Raw genomic sequence first — 18,132 nt, 5'->3', positions numbered from 1 at the left:
GCAACGGGGAGATCCGGCCCCGGATCATCGGCGGATCGGCAAGCTGGTGCGGCCTGTGAAGGGAGATCGCGGTGATGGGCGGGTCGTGCCACATGCTGGTGGAGGAGTTCGAGGAGATCGCGGCATTCGCCGAGCGTGAGATCGAGACGGTCAGGTTCGAGTTCGTCGAGGGCCGGATCGGGGTCAGGAAGGCGACGAACGGCAACCACGGGACGGTCGTGACATGGCTGATCCACAAGTGGATGTCGGCCCGGCCGGAGCTGGGCCTCTACCCGTGCGCCGGTTTGAAGGTGGGGCGGCAGCGCACGGGGCGGGCCGTGCCCGACGGCGTACTCGCGCCGATCGGGCACTTCGCCGGCCAGGGCGACTGGGCGGAGCCGGACGGTGTGCTGATGACCGTCGAAGTGACGTCGCACGACTCGGACACGCACCACCGCGATCGTGTGGCAAAGCCCTCGGCCTACGCCGCGGCGGGCATCCCCGCCTATCTGCTGATCGACCGCGACAAACGCACTGTCACCCTTCACAGAGAACCGCACCCGGAGATCGGTTACCGCACGACCCGCAAGGAATCCTTCGGCGCCAAACTCGCGCTCCCCGAGCCCCTCGGCATCGAACTCGACACCGAGAGGCTCAAGCAGTACGTCGACTGAACCCCACCGTCAGCCGCTGATCACGTCCCGCCGACGCAACCCCGCCAGTCCCGCCCCCACCAGCACCACCGCAACGCCGGTCAGCACGGACACCGCCCCCCACGCCATCTCCCCACCCGGCAGCTTCGGCAGATGCCCGAACGGTGACACATCCAGCACCGCCTGCGGGGCATCCAGCGCCGGGCCGATCCACCCGATCAGCAGGACCGCCCCGGCGACTCCCCACGCCGCCGTCGCCAGACGCGGCGACACCCCGTGCAGCAGTACCGCCACCCCGCCGATCACCCAGATCGCCGGGAGCTGCACCAGGCAGGCGGCCAGGATCGGGCCCGCCGACTTGCCGTGGCCGAGCGCGAGGCCCAGCCCCGCCAGCAGCATGAGCAGCACCGAGCCGCCGAAGGCGACGAACAAGTGGCCCGCCGCCCAGCGCAGCCGCCCCACCGCGTTCGCCAGTACCGGCTCCGCCCGCCCCGACGTCTCCTCGCCGTGCAGCCGCAGTACCGACGCCACGACGTAGAGGGCGGCGACGAGACCGAGCATCCCGACCATCGCCGCGAGGAACGCGTCCGTCAGGCCCGACTGGCCGCCCATCCGCTGGAAGATCTCCCGGGCGTTGTCGTTGTCGCCGACCAGATCGGCCGCGCCCTCGGCCAGCCCGCCGTACACCACCCCGGCGAGGAGGAAGCCGATGCTCCAGCCGAGCACGCTGCCCCGCTGCAACCGCCAGGCCAGGGCCCCGGCCGTGCCCAGCCGTCCCTCGGCCGGGCCCGGTCGGCTGGGCAGGAAGCTCATGCCGACGTCCCGCCGCCCGGTGAGCTCGTACGCCACCGCCCCCTGCACCGCCGCCGCCCCGACGAACAGCAGCAGCACCCACCACCGTTCGTCCGCGAACGCCCGCAGGTTCTCCAGCCAGCCGATCGGCGACACCCAGGTCAGCACCGACGAACCGTCGTCCGTCGCCGAGTCGCCCGCCGCGCGCAGCACGAACGCCGCGCCGAGCAGCCCGGCCGTCAGCCCGCGGGCGAGCCGCGCGCTCTCCGTGAACTGGGCGACGATCGCCGCCATCGTCGCGAAGACCATGCCGACGCCCGCGATCCCGAGCCCGAAGGCCAGCGCCCCCTCGGCGCCCTGACCGGCCAGGCCCGCGGCGATCAGCAGCGCCAGCACCGCGTTGGCGACCGCCGCCGTCAGCAGCGCCGCCGTCAGCGGGGCCCGGCGGCCCACCATCCCGGCCGAGATCATCTCCTGCCGGCCGCTCTCCTCCTCGTCACGGGTGTGCCGTACGACGATGAGCAGGCTCATCACCGCGGCGAGCACACCGGCGTACACGCCGGCGCGCCACGCGGTCAGCGCGCCGAGGGAGTCGCCGAAGACCGGGCCGGTCATGGCGCGCAGGGAGGCGTTGGTCTCCATCTGGCGGAGCAGATCGGCGCGTTGGGCGGCGGTCTCGTACAGGCCCTTGAGGGTGTTCGGCAGGGACAGCACCATCAGGGCGTTCACGCCGATCCAGATCGGGATCATGGCCCGGTCGCGGCGCAGCGCGAAGCGCAACAGCGTGCCGGTACCGGCCAGTTGACGGGACCCGGTGCCCCGTACCGCAAAGGTCGCGGCGGTCATCGCGCGGCCACCTCACTGATCTCGCCGGTCTCCCCGGTCTCGCCGGTCTCGCCGGTTTCGTCCTGGTAGTGCCGCATGAACAGCTCCTCCAGGGTGGGCGGCGTCGAGGTCAGGGACCGTACGCCGGAGTCGCTGAGGGACTTCAGTACGTCGTTCAGCTTGTCGGTGTCGACCTGGAGGCGGACCCTGCGCCCCTGTACGTCGAGGTCGTGCACGCCGGGCAGGCGGGACAGTCCGTTGGGCGGACCGGCCAGCTCGGCGGTCACGCTGGTGCGGGTCAGATGGCGCAGGTCGGCGAGCGAACCGGTCTCCACGGTCCGGCCCTTGCGGATGATGCTGACCCGGTCGCACAGCTCCTCCACCTCGCTCAGGATGTGCGAGGAGAGCAGGATCGTCCGGCCGCGCTCACGCTCCTCGGCGACGCAGCGCTGGAAGACCTCCTCCATCAGCGGGTCGAGGCCCGAGGTCGGCTCGTCCAGGATCAGCAGGTCGACGTCCGAGGCGAAGGCGGCGACGAGGGCGACCTTCTGCCGGTTGCCCTTGGAGTACGTGCGGCCCTTCTTGGTCGGGTCCAGCTCGAACCGCTCGATCAGTTCGGCGCGGCGCCGCTTGTCGAGGCCGCCGCGCAGACGGCCGTACAGGTCGATCACCTCCCCGCCGGAGAGGTTGCGCCACAGGGTCACGTCGCCGGGGACGTACGCGATCCGGCGATGGAGTTCGACCGCGTCCGCCCAGGGGTCGCGGCCGAGCACCTGCGCGGCACCGGAGTCGGCGCGCAGCAGGCCGAGCAGGACGCGGATGGTGGTGGACTTGCCGGCGCCGTTCGGGCCGAGGAAGCCGTGTACCTCACCGGACTCGACGTCCAGGTCGAGGCCGTCGAGCGCATGGGTCCGGCCGAAGGACTTGTGCAGGCCGGAGACGGTGATTGCCTTGGTCATGGTTCAGAAACGTACGCGTGCTTCACAAACTTGTGAAGTTAAGGAAGCGTATAAATCCTCGGTACACTCGGAGAGCGGGCGCTGAGCAGGGGAGATGATGCGGGGATGACCGAGCGGAGCGAGAGTGCGGGCGCGCAGACGGGCGGGAACGGGGCGGACGGGCGGAATCCGGAGGCCATCTCCCGTTTCGTCGAGCACTTCGCGGCGCAGCTCGTCGAGGCCGGTATGCCGAGAATGCCCTCCCGTGTCTTCGCCGCCCTGCTCGCCTCCGACGCCGGTGCCCTGACCTCCGCGGAACTGGGCGAACAGCTGCAGATCTCGCCCGCCGCGGTCTCCGGCGCGGTGCGCTATCTGGCCCAGGTCCACATGGTCTCGCGCGAGCGGGAGCCCGGTTCGCGCCGGGAACGGTACCGGGTGCACGGCGACCAGTGGTACGAGGCGCTCACCAACCGCGAGGCCGTGCTCAAGCGCTGGGAGGACGCCCTGCGCGACGGCGTCGACAGCCTGGGCGCCGACACCCCGGCCGGCCGCCGCCTCGCCGAGACGCTCGCCTTCTTCGAGTACCTGGAGGGGGAGCTGGCGTCCCTGATGGAACGCTGGCGCGCGCATCGGGAGCAGGTGTTCGGCCGCAGCTGACACCCCGCGCCCCGGGGCTGACACCCCGCGCCCCGGGGCTGACGCCCGCGTCCGGGGGATGGCGCCCGCACCCCGGGGCTGACGCCCGCGTCCCGGAGTTGACATCCGTGCCCCGCAGCTCACATTCCGCACCCCGCGGATCGCCTCCCGCCCCCGACGCGGCTCGCGAGCCGTGCGTGAGGGGTGCCGGGTGCGCGGCGGTCGTATCGCGGAGGTCGCGCGCTCAGTCGTAGGGGTGTACCTGGCCGTACCCCATGGCCGTCACCGCCTGCGCCCCGCCACGCTGAATTCACGATCACCCGGAGTGTCGTTCCGGCGACAAAGAGTGAGGAGAGGTCCAACGTGAAGCGGATCATGCGCAAGGCCGTGACGATGCTGGCGGTCAGCGCCGCGGCGGCCGGGGTGGCGCTGCTGCCGGCGGGTGCGGCGCAGGCGGACGAGCCCGTGAACTGTCCCCGAGTCATCGCCTTCTGCACGTTCGAGGGGCCCGACGGGTACGGCCGGATGAGGCTGTATTTCCAGGATGAGCCCTCCGCCGACCCGTCCTTCCACACCGCGCAGAACCAGACCCCCGAGCCGTGGTGCGTCTACGAGCTGCCGGGCTACGGCGGCCTGGCGTTCGAGGTGCCCGCCTGGGGGACCGTGCGCCAGCTGCCCTTCGCGGCCCGCTCGCTGCACCAGGGCTCCTGCTGATCCCGTCATCCGGTGATCCGGTGATCCGGCAGGCCCCCTGACCGGGCCTCGCTCCGTGACCGACACCGCCACCCCGCCCGCGGAGCGAGGCCCCTCACCCGGCCCCTCACCCGGCGCTGCCCTCCACTCGGCCCGGCCCCTCACCCACCCGGCAACGTCAACCCCCACGCCCCCTCCCGCACCCGCCACGTCCGTGTCCGCACCGGCCCGCTCACCCCCGCGTCCGACCGGTACCGGAAGTCCGCTCCCGACACGGTCACCGTGCGCCCCTCCGCCCGTACCGGCGTGGCCTCCGCGCCCACCGACAGCGGGCGCACCTCGATCTCCGCCGCGCCGGAGCCGCCCGGGGCGAGGGACACGGCCTCGACCGGCTGGTCCAGATCCACCAGCGTCGACCCGTCGACCTCGACCCGCAGCCGCGCGGGCCCGGGCGCGGGCACCGACGGCGCCCGCGCCGGACGGGCCGCCACCAGGGTGCGTACGAGGGACTGGCAGGTCCGCAGCCAGGGCGTCCGCCCCGGCGCCGCGCCCTCCTCGCTCAGCGGCACCGGCGGGATCCGCAGCGCCCCCAGCACCACGCCGTCGCTGTCGTCGACGAGCAGATCCAGCCGCCGCTCGACACCCTCCAGCACGGCCCGCGCCGCCGACACCGCGCTCGTCGGCACACCCAGTGCCGCCGTGAGCCCGACGGCGGACCCCACGGGGACGACCGACAGCACACTTCCGGCCAGCTCCCGCTGCCGGTGCAGCAGGGACACCGCCCGCACCAGGGCGCGGTCGTCGCCGATCAGCACCGGCCGCCGCGACCCCCTGCGCCGAAGCGCCCGGGCGAACTCCTCCGGTCCGTCCGGCAGGCACACCTTGGTGGCCGCACCCGCGCTGAGCACGTCTTTCGCGATGCGGACGGACTCCCCGTCCGTCCTCCGAGCGACCGGATCGATGATCACCAGCAGCTGATCGGACATCGCGGAAGTCGCCACCTCGGTCATGCCTCGCTTCCTCGGGTAGCATCTTTGTGCAAGAGCCCCTTGCGCTATTGCGCCAGGGGCTTCGTCTATTCCGGGGCACCCGGTCCGACGGTCGCGGCCAACGACGGCCGCGGGGCACGCGGCGGCACGACCCACCGCGTACGCCCTTGACCTTGGACATGCCCCGCCCGGAAGGGGTGTACGCGCGTGCCCGCACTTGTGCTGCTCGGTGCTCAGTGGGGTGACGAAGGCAAGGGAAAGGCGACGGACCTGCTAGGCGGGTCGGTCGACTATGTAGTGCGCTACCAGGGCGGCAACAACGCCGGCCACACGGTCGTCGTCGGCGACCAGAAGTACGCGCTGCATCTGCTCCCTTCCGGAATCCTGTCCCCCGGCTGCACGCCGGTCATCGGCAACGGCGTCGTCGTCGACCCGTCTGTCCTGCTCTCCGAGCTGAGCGGGCTGAACGAGCGTGGCGTCGACACGTCCAAGCTCCTGATCAGCGGCAACGCGCACATCATCACGCCGTACAACGTGACGGTGGACAAGGTGACGGAGCGCTTCCTCGGAAAGCGCAAGATCGGCACGACGGGCCGCGGCATCGGTCCGACGTACGCCGACAAGATCAACCGCGTCGGGATCCGCGTCCAGGACCTGTACGACGAGTCGATCCTGACCCAGAAGGTCGAGGCGGCGCTCGACGTCAAGAACCAGATCCTCACCAAGCTCTACAACCGCCGCGCGATCGCGGTCGAGCAGGTCGTCGAGGAGCTGCTGGGTTACGCCGACCAGATCCGCCCGTACGTCGCGGACACGGTGCTGGTCCTGAACCAGGCGCTGGACGACGACAAGGTGGTGCTCTTCGAGGGCGGCCAGGGCACGCTGCTGGACATCGACCATGGCACGTACCCGTTCGTGACGTCGAGCAACCCCACCGCCGGTGGCGCCTGCACGGGCGCCGGTGTCGGCCCCACGAAGATCAGCCGCGTGATCGGCATCCTCAAGGCCTACACGACCCGCGTCGGCGCGGGCCCCTTCCCGACGGAGCTCTTCGACGAGGACGGCGAGGCGCTGCGCCGGATCGGCGGCGAGCGGGGTGTGACCACCGGCCGTGACCGCCGCTGCGGCTGGTTCGACGCGGTGATCGCCCGCTACGCGACCCGCGTGAACGGCCTGACGGACTTCTTCCTCACCAAGCTCGACGTCCTCACCGGCTGGGAGCAGATCCCGGTCTGCGTGGCGTACGAGATCGACGGCGAGCGCGTCGAGGAACTGCCGTACTCCCAGACGGACTTCCACCACGCGAAGCCGGTCTACGAGATGCTGCCGGGCTGGAGCGAGGACATCAGCAAGGCGAAGTCCTTCTCCGACCTGCCGAAGAACGCCCAGAGCTACGTCAAGGCGCTGGAGGAGATGTCCGGCGCGCCGATCTCCGCGATCGGTGTCGGTCCCGGCCGGGACGAGACGATCGAGATCAACTCGTTCCTCTGACCCCGTCCCTCTGACCTCCGGTCACTCACCACGCATCCCCAACTGCTCGTCCGCACGAGCAGTTGGGGATGTTCGTTTTGCACTCCCACGAGTGAAACAAGCGAACTTCCGCCTGGGAAAACCCGGTTCCGGCTTGCGCTCGTCGCTCTGTGTGCCCTTAGAGTCACGCCAGTAGATCAATGAAACGCCCCCGCGGTGCTGCAACACCCGGGGGCACGACACCCGGAGCCAAACCTCCAGATGCGCATTCATCGTACGGCGCCCATGCGCGCCTTTTCAGCCCTCTCTCACACTCTTTTCTCCGACCGGAGCATCTCCTGGTGCGCGGTGGGCGTACTGGCGTACCTATTGAGCGTCCCGGACGCGACTCGCGTCACCGTCCGCGCGCTCGCCGAGCAGCGCGGGGAAGGCCTGGGGCGGATCGCTCGGGCCCTGCGTGAGCTGGAGGAATCGCGGTATCTGCGGAGGGTTCTGCGCGGGGACCGGGAGACGGGGCAACTCGTCGCCGCCTACGAGGTGTTCGACACTCCGTACGAAGACGAGCCACGCGCGGGTGAACCTGAAAAAGTTCGGAACCTGACCTCCGGCGAGTCCGCCGCGTCGAGCCATCAGCGCACCCTGCTCGCCGCGAGGCTGCTCGGCTCACTCGGCATCACGCACCCCTGCCTCATGCTCGGCGCGTCCCAGGTGTGGCGGCTCGCGCCGCTGGTCGTGGAGTGGTGGGACGCGGGGGTGAGCAGTGCGCAGGTGCGGGCGGCGCTGACCGAGGGGCTGCCGAGGCGCGTGTACGCACCCGCCTCCCTCGTCGAGAACCGGCTCCGGCACAAGCACCCGGCACACCCGGCGGTGGGGGCGGCCGCGGTCGCGTAGGCCTGGAAAGACTCCCGACCGCGTGTCCGCGCGGTTGGGCGGACCCAAGTAAGAAAGGAACGCAATGACCGCACTGCTTGAACGGCCCGAGGTGGTATACCGGAGGTATACTGCCCTCATGGCTGACACCACCGTCAAGGTCGACCCCGCTGTCCGTGACCGCCTCATGGTGCTCGCCCGTGAGCGCGGGATGACCATGCGCGACCTGATCGCAGAGCTGGCGGGGGCCACGCCCACGCAGGAGGAACTGCGCAAGCGGTACGAGGAGACGAAGGCGTACTGCGAGACGCACTTCGGCGTGACGCTCACCGACGAGGATCACGACCGTGTGGAGAAGGTCTGGCAGGACCTGGAGGCCGGTCGCCCCGTGGACAGCCTGTGAGCGCGATGAGGGCCGGGTCGACCGGCGTCATTTTCGACGAGTCCGCCCTGCTGGCGCTGGCCTCGGGGAACTCGCTCGCCTCACAGTTCGTGTCGAACACCGAGCATGGGCCCACCCGGCACGTGTACGTTCCCGCGCTGTGTCTGGCCGCCGCCGACGGTATGCGCAAGGGGCTTGCCGAGCATGTCGGCGCCCTGCCCGCCGTCGAGATCGTCGAGCTGGACCTCGCGGGCGCGACCACCGTGGGGGCGCTGCTGCGTGATGGCGTGGAGTGGCGGCTGGGCCAGGCGGTCCACCTGTCCCGTCCGACGCCGGACTGGCCGGACGGACGGCACGTCCTGACCGTCGAGCCCGAGCAGTACGCCGACATGCCCCTCGTTCGCACCATCAGGTTGCCGCGCCAGCGGTGACCCCCGGTCGGGGAGGGCGTCGGCTCCCGCGTCCTCTCCGCCAGGAAGACCCCCGCAAACCGGGCATATCCTGAGGCTGTACGCGCTCTCTGCCGGAAGAAGGTGAAGCGCGATGCGCGTCATGCTCAAGGCCACGCTCGACACGGACAAGGCGAACGAGGCTCTCCGCAGTGGCAAGCTGCCGGAGTTTCTGAAGGAGGCCGTCGAGCCGCTGAAGCCGGAGGCCGCGTATTTCGGGCCGGCGGAGGGCCGCCGTACCTGCTTCATCGTGTTCGACCTTCAGGACAGCTCCGAACTGCCGCGCAAACTGGAGCCGTTCTTCACCCAGTTCAACGCCCGGGCCGAGGTCTTCCCGGTGATGACCGCCGACGACCTGCTGAAGGGGCTCGCGCAGCTTCGCTGAGCGGGCCTCAGCTGAACACGATCATCGAGCCCTGCGCGAGGCTCCGCGTCGCCGCCGCGTGCAGCCCCAGCCAGACGTGCCGTTCACGGGCGAACGGGCTCGGGTCGTACGGGGCGGGTACGGCGGGTTCCTCCAACTCCGTAGGGGCCAGAGGGGGTTGAGGCGCCGCCGGGGGGTTGGCCGGGTCGATGCCGATCGACGGGGCCACGAACTCCAGCTCGCGCAACAGGGCCTGCGAGGAGCCCAGCGGGCCGCCGCCCGCGAGGAGTTCGTCGTCCGACAACGGGTGCGGGAAGTCGACGGGGACGTACGCCCCCGCGTGGTCGTAGTGCCAGACCAGGTGCGACTGCTGGGCCGTCGTCTCGAACATCTCCAGGAGCTGCTCGTAGTCGCCGCCCAGTTCGTCGACCGGGGTGACCGGCAGGCCGCACACCTGGAGCAGGTACGCGCGGCGCAGGAAGTGCAGCGCGTCGTAGTCGAAACCGGCCACCGGAGCGACGTCGCCGGACAGTCCCGGCATGTACTGGTACACCGGCACCGGCGGCAGCCCGGCCTCGGCGAGCACCTTGTTGTAATGCGCGAGTTCCTCGGCGAACGGGTTGTCGGGCGTGTGGCACAACACGTCGACGAGCGGTACCAGCCACAGGTCACAGGCCAAAAGAGGGCTCCTCACAACGCAGGCGGCGCGGGGTGATGACGGGGGCAGCGCATAGCACGATGGTCAAAGAAGGGTAATCCGTGTGGTGCGGGGCAGGACCCCATGTGCAGTCCCCGTGTGCAGGTCCCATACCCACGTCAGCCGGTGGCCAGCCGCTCGATCACAGCCAGCGCGTGCGCGTTGTGCGCCGCGACGATGGAGCGCGCGGCGTCGGTGTCGCGCCGGGACAGCGCGTCGATCAGTTCGGTGTGGCCGGCCCACAGCTGACCGCGCAGATCGGTGACCCGGCGCAGATGCTGCACCGCGCACACCCAGGACTGCACACGGAGCCGGTGCAGGAAGTCCACCAGGTAGGGGTTGCCGAACAGGCTGCTCAGCTCGCGCCAGAAGCGCAGGTCGTAGCCGATCAGCACGGTCAGGTCCCCGGCGCAGGCGGCACGCTGCGCCTCCTCGCCGCGCCGGCGCACGCCCGCGAGCGCGGCGGCCGTGTACGGGTCGTCGGGGTCCTGGACGTGCGGCGGGCCGCCCCGGCCGCGGTCGAGGGCGTGGAACATGCCGTCGATGACCAGGCTGCGCGCCTCGACCAGCCCGCGGAAGTCGGCGAAGGAGTACTCACGGACCCGGAAGCCCCGGTGCTGGAGCGCCTCCAGCAGGCCCTGCGCGGACAGGTCGACCAGCGCCTCACGGACCGGCGTCGCCGAGACGCCGTACTGGTCGGCGATCTCCTTGACCGTGAACTCCTGCCCCGGCTGCAGCCGCCCGGCCAGCACCTCGTCGCGTAGCGCGTCCGCGATCTGCTGCCGCAGGGTGCTGCGGGTCACAGCGCCGTTGCCGCTGGTGCCGGGCATGGTCGGGGGTCTCCTCGTCGCGTGCGGATGGCGTGCTCGTGGTGGGGGTCCACGAGCACGCCACCTTACGCGCTCGGATGCCGGGCCGTGATTACTCGGTGTGCTCGTCGGCCACCGACAGGGCCGCGTCCAGCGCCGCCAGCCCTTCCTTCAGCTCGGCCTCGGTCACATTGCACGGCGGCACGATGTGCGTCCGGTTCATGTTCACGAACGGCCACACCCCGCCCGCCTTCGCCGCCGCCGCGAACGCCGCCATCGGGGCGTTCGCCGCACCGGCCGCGTTGTACGGCACCAGCGGCTCGCGCGTCTCCTTGTTCTTCACCAGGTCCAGCGCCCAGAACATGCCGACGCCGCGCACCTCGCCCACGCACGCGTGCCGCTCGGCCAGCTCCCGCAGCGCGGGCTCCACGACCTCGGCGCCCAGCCGTGCGGCGTTCTCGACGACGCCCTCCTCGGCCATCACGTCGATCGTCGCGACGGCGGCGGCACAGGCGAGAGGATGGCCGGAGTACGTCAGTCCGCCCGGGTACGGCCGCTTGCCGAAGGTCGACGCGATCTCGCCGGAGATGGCGACCCCGCCGAGCGGCACATAGCCCGAGTTCACGCCCTTCGCGAAGGTCATCAGGTCGGGCACGACGTCGAACAGGTCCGCCGCGAACCACTCACCGGTCCTCCCGAACCCCGCCATCACCTCGTCGAGGACGAAGACGATCCCGTACTTGTCGCAGAGCTCGCGCACACCCGCCAGATATCCCGGCGGCGGCACCATGATCCCCGCGGTCCCGGGGATCGTCTCCAGGATGATCGCGGCGATGGTCCCCGGGCCCTCGAAGGCGATCGTCGTCTCCAGGTGCTCCAGCGCCCGCGCGCACTCCTGCTCCTCGGTCTCGGCGTAGAAGCGCGAGCGGTACCGGAAGGGCGCCCAGAAGTGCACGACCCCGGCCGTGCCGCTGTCGCTGGCCCAGCGGCGCGGGTCGCCGGTGATGTTCACCGCCTGCTGGGTGCCGCCGTGGTACGAGCGGTACGCCGACAGCACCTTCGGGCGGCCGGTGTGCAGCCGCGCCATGCGCACGGCGTGCTCGACGGCGTCGGCGCCGCCGTTGGTGAAGAAGATCTTGTCGAGGTCGCCGGGGGTGCGCTCGGCGATCAGCCGGGCGGCCTCGGAGCGGGCCTCGATGGCGAAGGCGGGCGCGAAGGTGGACAGGGTTGCGGCCTGTTCCTGGATCGCGGCGACGACCTTGGGGTGCTGGTAGCCGATGTTCGTGTAGACGAGGCCGCTGGTGAAGTCGAGGTAGCGGTTGCCGTCGTAGTCCCAGAAGTACGACCCTTCCGCACCGGCGACGGCGAGCGGGTCGATGAGCTCCTGCGCGGACCAGGAGTGGAACACGTGCGCACGGTCCGCGGCCTTCACGGCTGCACCGGCGGCGGGATGGGGCTGAGGGGTCATGGCGCCGAGGGTAAATGTCCGGGATGCGGACGCGATATCGGCGTCCTGTATGGGGTCTCGCACATTCCGCGACAGGTTGTCGACGGGCGCCCCCCGGCAGGCATCGACAGGATGCATTGACAGGATGCTGTCGAAAGTGACAGTATCCTGTCATAGGCATTCGCCGCATGACCCAGGAGACGTCATGAACAGCAGCCGCAAGTCCGTCCATCTGGCCGTCTACGACACCCTCGCCGACTGGGAGACCGGCCACGCGACGGCGTATCTCGCCCGCGCCGGGTACGAGATCCGCACCGTCGGCCCCTCCACCGCCCCGGTCACCAGCATCGGCGGCCTGCGCGTCCAGCCCGACCTGGCCCTGGACGACGTACGGCCCGAGGGCAGCTCGCTGCTGATCCTCCCGGGCGCCGACCTCTGGGACACCGGCGACGACCTCGCGCCCTTCGCCCGCAAGGCGCGCGAGTTCCTGGCCGCCGGGGTGCCCGTCGCCGCGATCTGCGGGGCCACCGCCGGGCTCGCCCGCGAGGGCCTGCTCGACGACCGGGACCACACCAGCGCGGTCTCCTTCTACCTCGCCGCGACCGGCTACCGGGGCGGCGAACGGTACGTCGACGCCGACGCGGTCACCGACGGCGGCCTGATCAGCGCCGGGCCGACCGAGCCGGTCGCCTTCGCGCGGGAGATCTTCCGGCTGCTCGGGGTGTACGAGGGCGAGGTGCTGGACGCCTGGTACCGGCTGTTCCACGACTCCGACCCCGAGGCGTACGCCGTCCTCGAACAGGCGGGTGCGCGGTGAGCCGCCGGCGGCAGGATCTGCTCAGCCGTGGCGCGCTCGGCGTCTTCCGGCTGAACGGCCAGTTCCTCGCGGTGGCGGAGGAGCTGGCCCGCCCGGCCGGGCTCACCGCGGCCTGGTGGCAGGTCCTGGGCGCGGTGCTGCCCGAGCCGCTGCCCGTCGCCGGGATCGCCCGGGCCATGGGCATCACCCGGCAGAGCGTCCAGCGCATCGCCGACCTGCTGGTCGAACGGGGCCTGGCCGAATACCGCCCCAACCCCGCCCACCGCCGCGCCAAGCTCCTGGCCCCCACTCAGGCCGGTCTCGCGGCGGTACGCCGCATCGACCCCGGGCACGCGGACTTCGCGGACCGGCTGGCCCGGGCGCTGGGGGAGGAGGGGTTCGAGGAGACGGTACGGGTGCTGGAGCGGCTGTCGCGGGCGCTCGACGAGGTGGGGATGCCGACGGCCGCGGTGGAGCCGTAGGGACCGCGGATGCCTCGCTTCCGTTACGGAACCGTAGAAAGCGGCCGGGCCGTCTCCCCGTATCGCCGGATTATTCTTCGGTCATCGCACAGGGGCGGATGGGGGGAGGCGGGTTCGCCGTGGACAGACTGGGGCCTGGGGATCCACCGCGGATCGGTGCCTACCGGCTGCTGGCGCGGCTCGGCGCCGGCGGGATGGGGCATGTGTATCTGGCGCGGTCGGACCGGGGGCGGACCGTCGCGGTCAAGCTGGTGCGCAAGGAACTGGCCGCGCAGGAGGAGTTCCGCGCGCGGTTCCGGCAGGAGGTGCGGGCCGCCCGGGAGGTCGGCGGGCACTGGACCGCGCCCGTGCTCGACGCCGACACCGAGGCGGCCGTGCCGTGGGTGGCCACCGGGTATGTCGCCGGGCCGAGCCTGCAGCAGGTCGTCGGGCGGGACCACGGGGCGCTGCCCGAGCGTTCGGTACGGATCCTGGCGGCCGGGCTCGCGCACGCGCTGAAGGACATCCACGCCGCCGGGATCGTGCACCGGGACCTCAAGCCGTCCAACGTGCTCGTCACCATCGACGGGCCCCGCGTCATCGACTTCGGGATCGCGCGGGCGATGGAGACCGTCACCGACGGGGGCCTCACCCGGACCGGCGCGCTCGTCGGCTCGCCCGGCTTCATGGCGCCCGAGCAGGTGCGCGGCGACCGCATCACCCCCGCCTGCGACGTCTTCTGCCTCGGCTCCGTCCTCGCCTACGCCGCCACCGGCCACCTGCCCTTCGGCGGCGCCGACAGCGGGGTGCACGCCCTGATGTTCCGCATCGCCCAGGAGGAACCCGACCTGGACGGCGTGCCCGAGGGCATCGCCGATCTCGTACGGCACTGCCTGCGCAAGGACCCGGCCGCCCGGCCCACGCTGGACGACGTCCTTCGGCGCACGGGCGCCGAGGACACCCTCACCGGCGGGCGGTCCCGGGATCCCTGGCTGCCGGGCGGGCTGGTGGCCCAACTCGGGCGGCACGCCGTGCAGTTGCTGGAGAGGGAGGATCCGGAGGGGGCCGGGGGCGCCGACGCCGACCGGGGCGCCTCGCCCGAGCACGCGTCCGCCGCCGACGAGGCGGCACCGGCGGCCGCGGGGCAGCAGCCCGGAGCGCAGCCCCTGGACCGGATGCCCCCGGCGGCCGCGGCCCAGGGCGCCGCACCACCGGCCCCGCCGCACCCGGCGTACGGCTCCGTGCAGCAGGGGCAGGGCCATCCCCAGCAGGCCCAGGGCCAGGGCCAGGGCTCCGCGCAGAGCGCGGCGCCGCCACCGCCGTACGTCCCCATGTACGGACCCCACAACGGCGGTGCCCCGGCCGGTGGCGCGTACCACAGCGGGCCGTATGCCGCCGCTTCGCACACCCCCGGCCCCTACGGCGGTCTCGGCCCCACGCGTCCCTACGGCGCACCCCCCGCCCTCCCTCCCGAGGAGCCGCCCCGCAGAAGCGGCCGCACCACCGTCGCGCTCCTCGCCATGGCGCTGGTCGTCGCGCTCGCCGCCGGTGGGACGGTGTACGCGCTGATGGACGGCACCGAGAGCCCGCAGGCCGGCCCGACCGCCTCCGCGCCCGCCGGCTCCTCCGCCCCGACCAGCCCCGACGCCCCCACCACCCCCGACGGCCCCACCACGAGCCCGGAGCCGTCGGCCTCGGCCACGCCCGCCGACGGGGCGATACCCAGCGGCTATCTCGGCACCTGGACGGCCACGATCGACAACGCGAGCGGGCAGCACACCCGGCGGCTGACCCTTCAGCAGGGCGAGGTCGGCGACACGGTCCTGTCCCTGGTCGCGGACGGGCCCGTGGAGGGCGGCGGCAGCTATCACTGCGTGTTCCAGGCAGGGCTGGCGACGGCGCCGGGCGCGGACGGCCCGGTGCGGGTCGGCCCGTCCACGGTGACGGTCGGCGAGCCGGCCACCGCCTGCACACCGGGCGCGGCCACCGAGATCACCCTCCTGCCGGACGGCAGCCTGCAGCGCGTGAACGGGACCACCGGGGAGAAACTGACCTACCGGCGCCAGTGACACGTGCCGGGCCATAGCTGAAGTCCCGTCCCCTGTAGGTTAGTTGAACGTACAGCGAACTTTGCGGGCAGGGCCCTGACGGGCTGTTCGGACAGACGTACGGTGACCCCACTCATCTGAGCTCCGGGAGTGGCGGGGGACCACCAGTGTGGGAGTGGCTGAACAACGAGAACCTCATCGCCGTCGGCACGTCCGTCCTCGGTGTCGCCGCGGCCCTCGCGACGTTCCTGTACGACCGCTGGGTGCCGCGTCGCAAGCTGATCGGCTATCGCGTACAGATGGACACCCCCATAGGTGACGGGGTGTCGTCCAACCCCCGCCTCGGCGACTTCGACGTACCGAACATGGCCCGCGCCTCGCTCGTCCTGCTGCGGATCGAGAACGACGGAGGGCGCAGCATCGACCAGGGCGACTACACGTCGTCCGAGGTGCACGGCCTGACCGCCGAGTTCGCGGGGCGCACGGTCCAGGCCGTCGCGGTCACCCAGCCGTCCGGCATCGACCATCTGAACAGCCACTTCACCCGCCGGAACGGGTTCGACCACCACGACAACAAGGTGACCATCCCGCGGGTCCCGCTCGAACCCGGCGACCACTTCAAGCTGCTCGTGCTGCTCTCCGGTGGTCAGGTGGAGGGGGAGGTCAAGCTGATCGGTGGCCTCCACGAGGGCAAGGTCCATCAGAACAGCTCCCCCACGCCGGACGAGAAGCAGCGCCTGTTCAGCCTCCCCGCCCGGCTGCTCAGCGGCGCGCTCATCCTCGCCCTCCTGGGCCTCGCCGGGATCATCGTCCTGCGTGACGGCAACCCGATCGAGTGCGAGCGGGGCGAGCTGACCGTGATCGGCTCGACCGCTTTCGAGCCGGTCGTCCAGACACTCGCCGAGCGGTACGAGAGCAAGTGCGAGGGCGCCCACATCTCGGTCGAGGCGCGGGGCAGCGAGCAGGGCGTCGCCGAACTCGCGGCGCTCGGCGGACAGTCGAAGAACGACGCCCGGTCGGTGATCGCCTTCTCGGACGGCCCGCTGGGGGAGCGTCTGAACCTGAAGGGGAAGAAGGTCGCGCTGTCCGTCTTCACCGTCGTCGTGCACAAGGACATCGACCTCGGTTCGCACGGTCTGTCCCTGCAGGAGGTGCGGGACATCTACGCGGGCCGGTACCAGCGCTGGGGGCAGGTCGTCCCCGAGGTGGAGGAGCTCGCCGACCTGCCGATCGTCCTGGTCAGCCGGGGTGATGAGTCGGGTACCCGGCAGGTCTTCCAGGAGCGGGTGCTGAACGCGTGGGAGGGGGCGCCGAGCACATCACTGGACTGCACGCCGCCCGAGCGGCCCGGTGACACCGTCACCCGCTGCGAACTCCCTGGCACGAAAGCCGTGCTGGACAAGGTCGAGGAACAGCCCGGCGCCATCGGCTACAGCGAGCTCACCCTCGCCGAGGCGCGGGGTGACGCCCTGCGCAGGGTGCCCCTGAACGGTGACCAGCCCGACGACGAGCAGATCGAGCTGGGCGGCAGCCGCTATCCGTACAAGGAGGTCGAGTACGCCTACACCTACGGCACTCCCCGCCCCGGCTCCCTCGCCGCCAGCTTCCTCGCCTACGTCGAGGAGTCCACCAGCCAGAAGGTGATCCGGGACGAGGGCCATCTTCCGTGCCTGCGGGTGCCGGTGCAGTGCGAGTGACGCTGTTGCGGGGGTTGATCCGGTGGCGGTCGGCCCACCGCTGGGCGGTCGGCGGCGCGACCTGGAAGCGTTCCGCGGCCCGCCGCAGGGGCCGGCCGGCCCGCACTCCATACGGTCCAGCCGATGGTCACCTTGGCTCGGGCGGCCGCTGACGAGGCATATTGGGCCGAGCGCCCGCCCCCGGCGGCAACGGAAACCTCCCCTGTCCGCCCGCACCCTCCGGCCGCCCCCCGGACGCCACCGCCGACTGGATCCCGAGCGGCGCGGAGCCGGTCCGGAACTCCACCATCCAGTCCGCCGTCTCCGTCCGCACCAGCTCCGTCACATCCTCCGAGAACCTGCGCAGCACCCCGAGGCACCGCTCAGCCGCCTCCCCGGCAGTCCCCTCGGTGGGCCCCAGCACCTCCCGCACGCTCTCCGACGCCCAGTCGAACTGCAACGCCTGCAACCTCCGCTGCACGGCCTGCGCGGTCGCCACGTCCCTTATCCACCCGGACGTCACCCCGAAGTACCGGTCCACGGCTACACAGGACACGGCCAGCAACAGCGCCAGATACCCCCAGGGCGCCACCCCGCCCACCACACCGGTCAGGTCGAGGAACGGCAGCGCGGCCCCGGTCACCGCCCCCGCCGCCGCCCCGCCCCGCAGCGCGCGAGCACCCCGCCGCTTCCACACCCGGTCGGCGAGATACCAGGCCGCCGTCTCCAGCGCCCCCCGCTCCACCCACCGGTACAGCTCCTCCAGCCGCACCGCGGGCTCCGCCCAGTCCCCGAGCGGAAACTCCCGCCCGGCCAGATCGCCCGGCCGCAGCCCGGCCGCGCCGTCGCCCCGCCCGTCCTGAGGCGGACCCTCGGGCTGCATCTCCGGCTGACCCACCCGGCACTCCCTATCGACCACAGCTGATCACGGTGCGTGACACGTCGTGTCGTACAGCTCGTACAGCGCACGCGTCGTCACGACGTCCCGCCTGATGGTGACGCCGATGCGCCGGAACCCTTCCTACCGCCCAATGGGTGGCGAAGGCCCTGCTTTCCCCTGTTTTCCGCCCGGAAGGGGGCCTTGATCAGGTATAGGACACGAGGTTCTCTCACTCGAAAGAGTGCTGGGGCGACGGCCGCGTGGAGCACGTAGGCTCG

At 71.6% G+C, this 18,132-nt stretch carries 19 protein-coding genes; 12 read left to right on the top strand and 7 right to left on the bottom strand.

Going from position 1 to position 18,132, the window contains the following annotated elements; all coding sequences use genetic code 11:
* Positions 1-74 precede the first annotated feature (74 nt).
* On the top strand, positions 75-653 hold the full coding sequence (locus HJD23_RS18545; protein ID WP_232108233.1) for a Uma2 family endonuclease: 579 nt from the start codon (positions 75-77) through the stop codon (positions 651-653).
* Positions 654-662: 9 nt separating this feature from the next.
* Here the strand turns inward: HJD23_RS18545 and HJD23_RS18540 are convergent, their stop codons facing one another.
* Together HJD23_RS18540 and HJD23_RS18535 are read right to left on the bottom strand one after the other, a co-directional pair.
* Positions 663-2,270, bottom strand: coding sequence for an ABC transporter permease (locus HJD23_RS18540; RefSeq protein WP_171109751.1), 1,608 nt, complete (start codon positions 2,268-2,270; stop codon positions 663-665).
* Complete coding sequence (locus tag HJD23_RS18535) at positions 2,267-3,208, bottom strand: ABC transporter ATP-binding protein (protein WP_171109750.1); 942 nt, start codon at positions 3,206-3,208, stop codon at positions 2,267-2,269. The genes HJD23_RS18540 and HJD23_RS18535 overlap by 4 nt, the downstream gene beginning before the upstream one ends.
* A 105-nt stretch (positions 3,209-3,313) precedes the next feature.
* Here HJD23_RS18535 and HJD23_RS18530 point away from each other — a divergent pair, with 105 nt between their 5' ends.
* Positions 3,314-3,844 (top strand): MarR family transcriptional regulator, encoded by a 531-nt coding sequence (locus HJD23_RS18530; RefSeq protein WP_171109749.1) that lies wholly within the window; start codon positions 3,314-3,316, stop codon positions 3,842-3,844.
* A 342-nt stretch (positions 3,845-4,186) separates the two neighbouring features.
* Complete coding sequence (locus HJD23_RS18525; RefSeq protein ID WP_171109748.1) at positions 4,187-4,537, top strand: peptidase inhibitor family I36 protein; 351 nt, start codon at positions 4,187-4,189, stop codon at positions 4,535-4,537.
* Positions 4,538-4,677: 140 nt separating this feature from the next.
* Here HJD23_RS18525 and HJD23_RS18520 read toward each other — a convergent pair whose 3' ends face one another.
* Positions 4,678-5,526, bottom strand: coding sequence for a diacylglycerol kinase (locus tag HJD23_RS18520; protein WP_171109747.1), 849 nt, complete (start codon positions 5,524-5,526; stop codon positions 4,678-4,680).
* A gap of 186 nt (positions 5,527-5,712) precedes the next feature.
* On the opposite strand from HJD23_RS18520, the gene HJD23_RS18515 reads away from it, so the two are divergent.
* From HJD23_RS18515 to HJD23_RS18495, 5 genes are all read left to right on the top strand, one after another.
* Positions 5,713-6,996 carry an adenylosuccinate synthase gene (locus HJD23_RS18515; protein WP_171109746.1) on the top strand — a complete coding sequence of 428 codons (1,284 nt, stop codon included), beginning with the start codon at positions 5,713-5,715 and terminating at the stop codon, positions 6,994-6,996.
* Between the two features lie 264 nt (positions 6,997-7,260).
* A complete protein-coding gene (locus HJD23_RS18510; protein WP_171109745.1) occupies positions 7,261-7,866 on the top strand; it encodes a hypothetical protein in 606 nt (201 codons plus the stop codon).
* Positions 7,867-7,984: 118 nt separating this feature from the next.
* Positions 7,985-8,248: a hypothetical protein gene (locus HJD23_RS18505; protein WP_232108223.1), complete on the top strand. Its 264-nt coding sequence runs from the start codon at positions 7,985-7,987 to the stop codon at positions 8,246-8,248.
* A gap of 5 nt (positions 8,249-8,253) precedes the next feature.
* Entirely contained in the window at positions 8,254-8,658 is a 405-nt protein-coding gene (locus tag HJD23_RS18500) for a hypothetical protein (protein ID WP_171111606.1), read from the top strand.
* Positions 8,659-8,770: 112 nt separating this feature from the next.
* A complete protein-coding gene (locus HJD23_RS18495) occupies positions 8,771-9,061 on the top strand; it encodes a DUF3303 family protein (protein ID WP_171109743.1) in 291 nt (96 codons plus the stop codon).
* 7 nt (positions 9,062-9,068) lie between these two features.
* On the opposite strand, the gene HJD23_RS18490 is transcribed toward HJD23_RS18495, so the two are convergent.
* The 3 genes from HJD23_RS18490 to HJD23_RS18480 form a co-directional block, all read right to left on the bottom strand.
* Positions 9,069-9,719, bottom strand: coding sequence for a hypothetical protein (locus tag HJD23_RS18490; RefSeq protein ID WP_171109742.1), 651 nt, complete (start codon positions 9,717-9,719; stop codon positions 9,069-9,071).
* A 137-nt stretch (positions 9,720-9,856) separates the two neighbouring features.
* Positions 9,857-10,567, bottom strand: a complete 711-nt coding sequence (locus HJD23_RS18485; RefSeq protein ID WP_171109741.1) for a GntR family transcriptional regulator — start codon at positions 10,565-10,567, stop codon at positions 9,857-9,859.
* 91 nt (positions 10,568-10,658) lie between these two features.
* Positions 10,659-12,014 carry an aspartate aminotransferase family protein gene (locus tag HJD23_RS18480; protein WP_171109740.1) on the bottom strand — a complete coding sequence of 452 codons (1,356 nt, stop codon included), beginning with the start codon at positions 12,012-12,014 and terminating at the stop codon, positions 10,659-10,661.
* A 184-nt stretch (positions 12,015-12,198) separates the two neighbouring features.
* Between HJD23_RS18480 and HJD23_RS18475 the strand changes: the two genes are divergently transcribed.
* From HJD23_RS18475 to HJD23_RS18460, 4 genes are all read left to right on the top strand, one after another.
* Positions 12,199-12,810: a type 1 glutamine amidotransferase family protein gene (locus tag HJD23_RS18475; RefSeq protein WP_171109739.1), complete on the top strand. Its 612-nt coding sequence runs from the start codon at positions 12,199-12,201 to the stop codon at positions 12,808-12,810.
* Positions 12,807-13,271, top strand: a complete 465-nt coding sequence (locus HJD23_RS18470) for a MarR family transcriptional regulator (protein WP_171109738.1) — start codon at positions 12,807-12,809, stop codon at positions 13,269-13,271. The genes HJD23_RS18475 and HJD23_RS18470 overlap by 4 nt, the downstream gene beginning before the upstream one ends.
* A gap of 119 nt (positions 13,272-13,390) precedes the next feature.
* Entirely contained in the window at positions 13,391-15,319 is a 1,929-nt protein-coding gene (locus HJD23_RS18465) for a serine/threonine-protein kinase (protein WP_171109737.1), read from the top strand.
* 146 nt (positions 15,320-15,465) lie between these two features.
* Entirely contained in the window at positions 15,466-16,995 is a 1,530-nt protein-coding gene (locus HJD23_RS18460; RefSeq protein ID WP_240980742.1) for a substrate-binding domain-containing protein, read from the top strand.
* Positions 16,996-17,122: 127 nt separating this feature from the next.
* Here HJD23_RS18460 and HJD23_RS18455 read toward each other — a convergent pair whose 3' ends face one another.
* Positions 17,123-17,872, bottom strand: coding sequence for an SLATT domain-containing protein (locus tag HJD23_RS18455; RefSeq protein WP_171109736.1), 750 nt, complete (start codon positions 17,870-17,872; stop codon positions 17,123-17,125).
* Positions 17,873-18,132: the final 260 nt, after the last annotated feature.

This window comes from Streptomyces sp. Z423-1 (assembly GCF_013009255.1).
In the GTDB taxonomy this organism is placed as follows: Bacteria; Actinomycetota; Actinomycetes; order Streptomycetales; family Streptomycetaceae; genus Streptomyces; species Streptomyces gossypiisoli.
The sequence above is the reverse complement of the archived record's forward strand: the minus strand, read 5'-3'. Positions and strand labels throughout refer to the sequence as shown.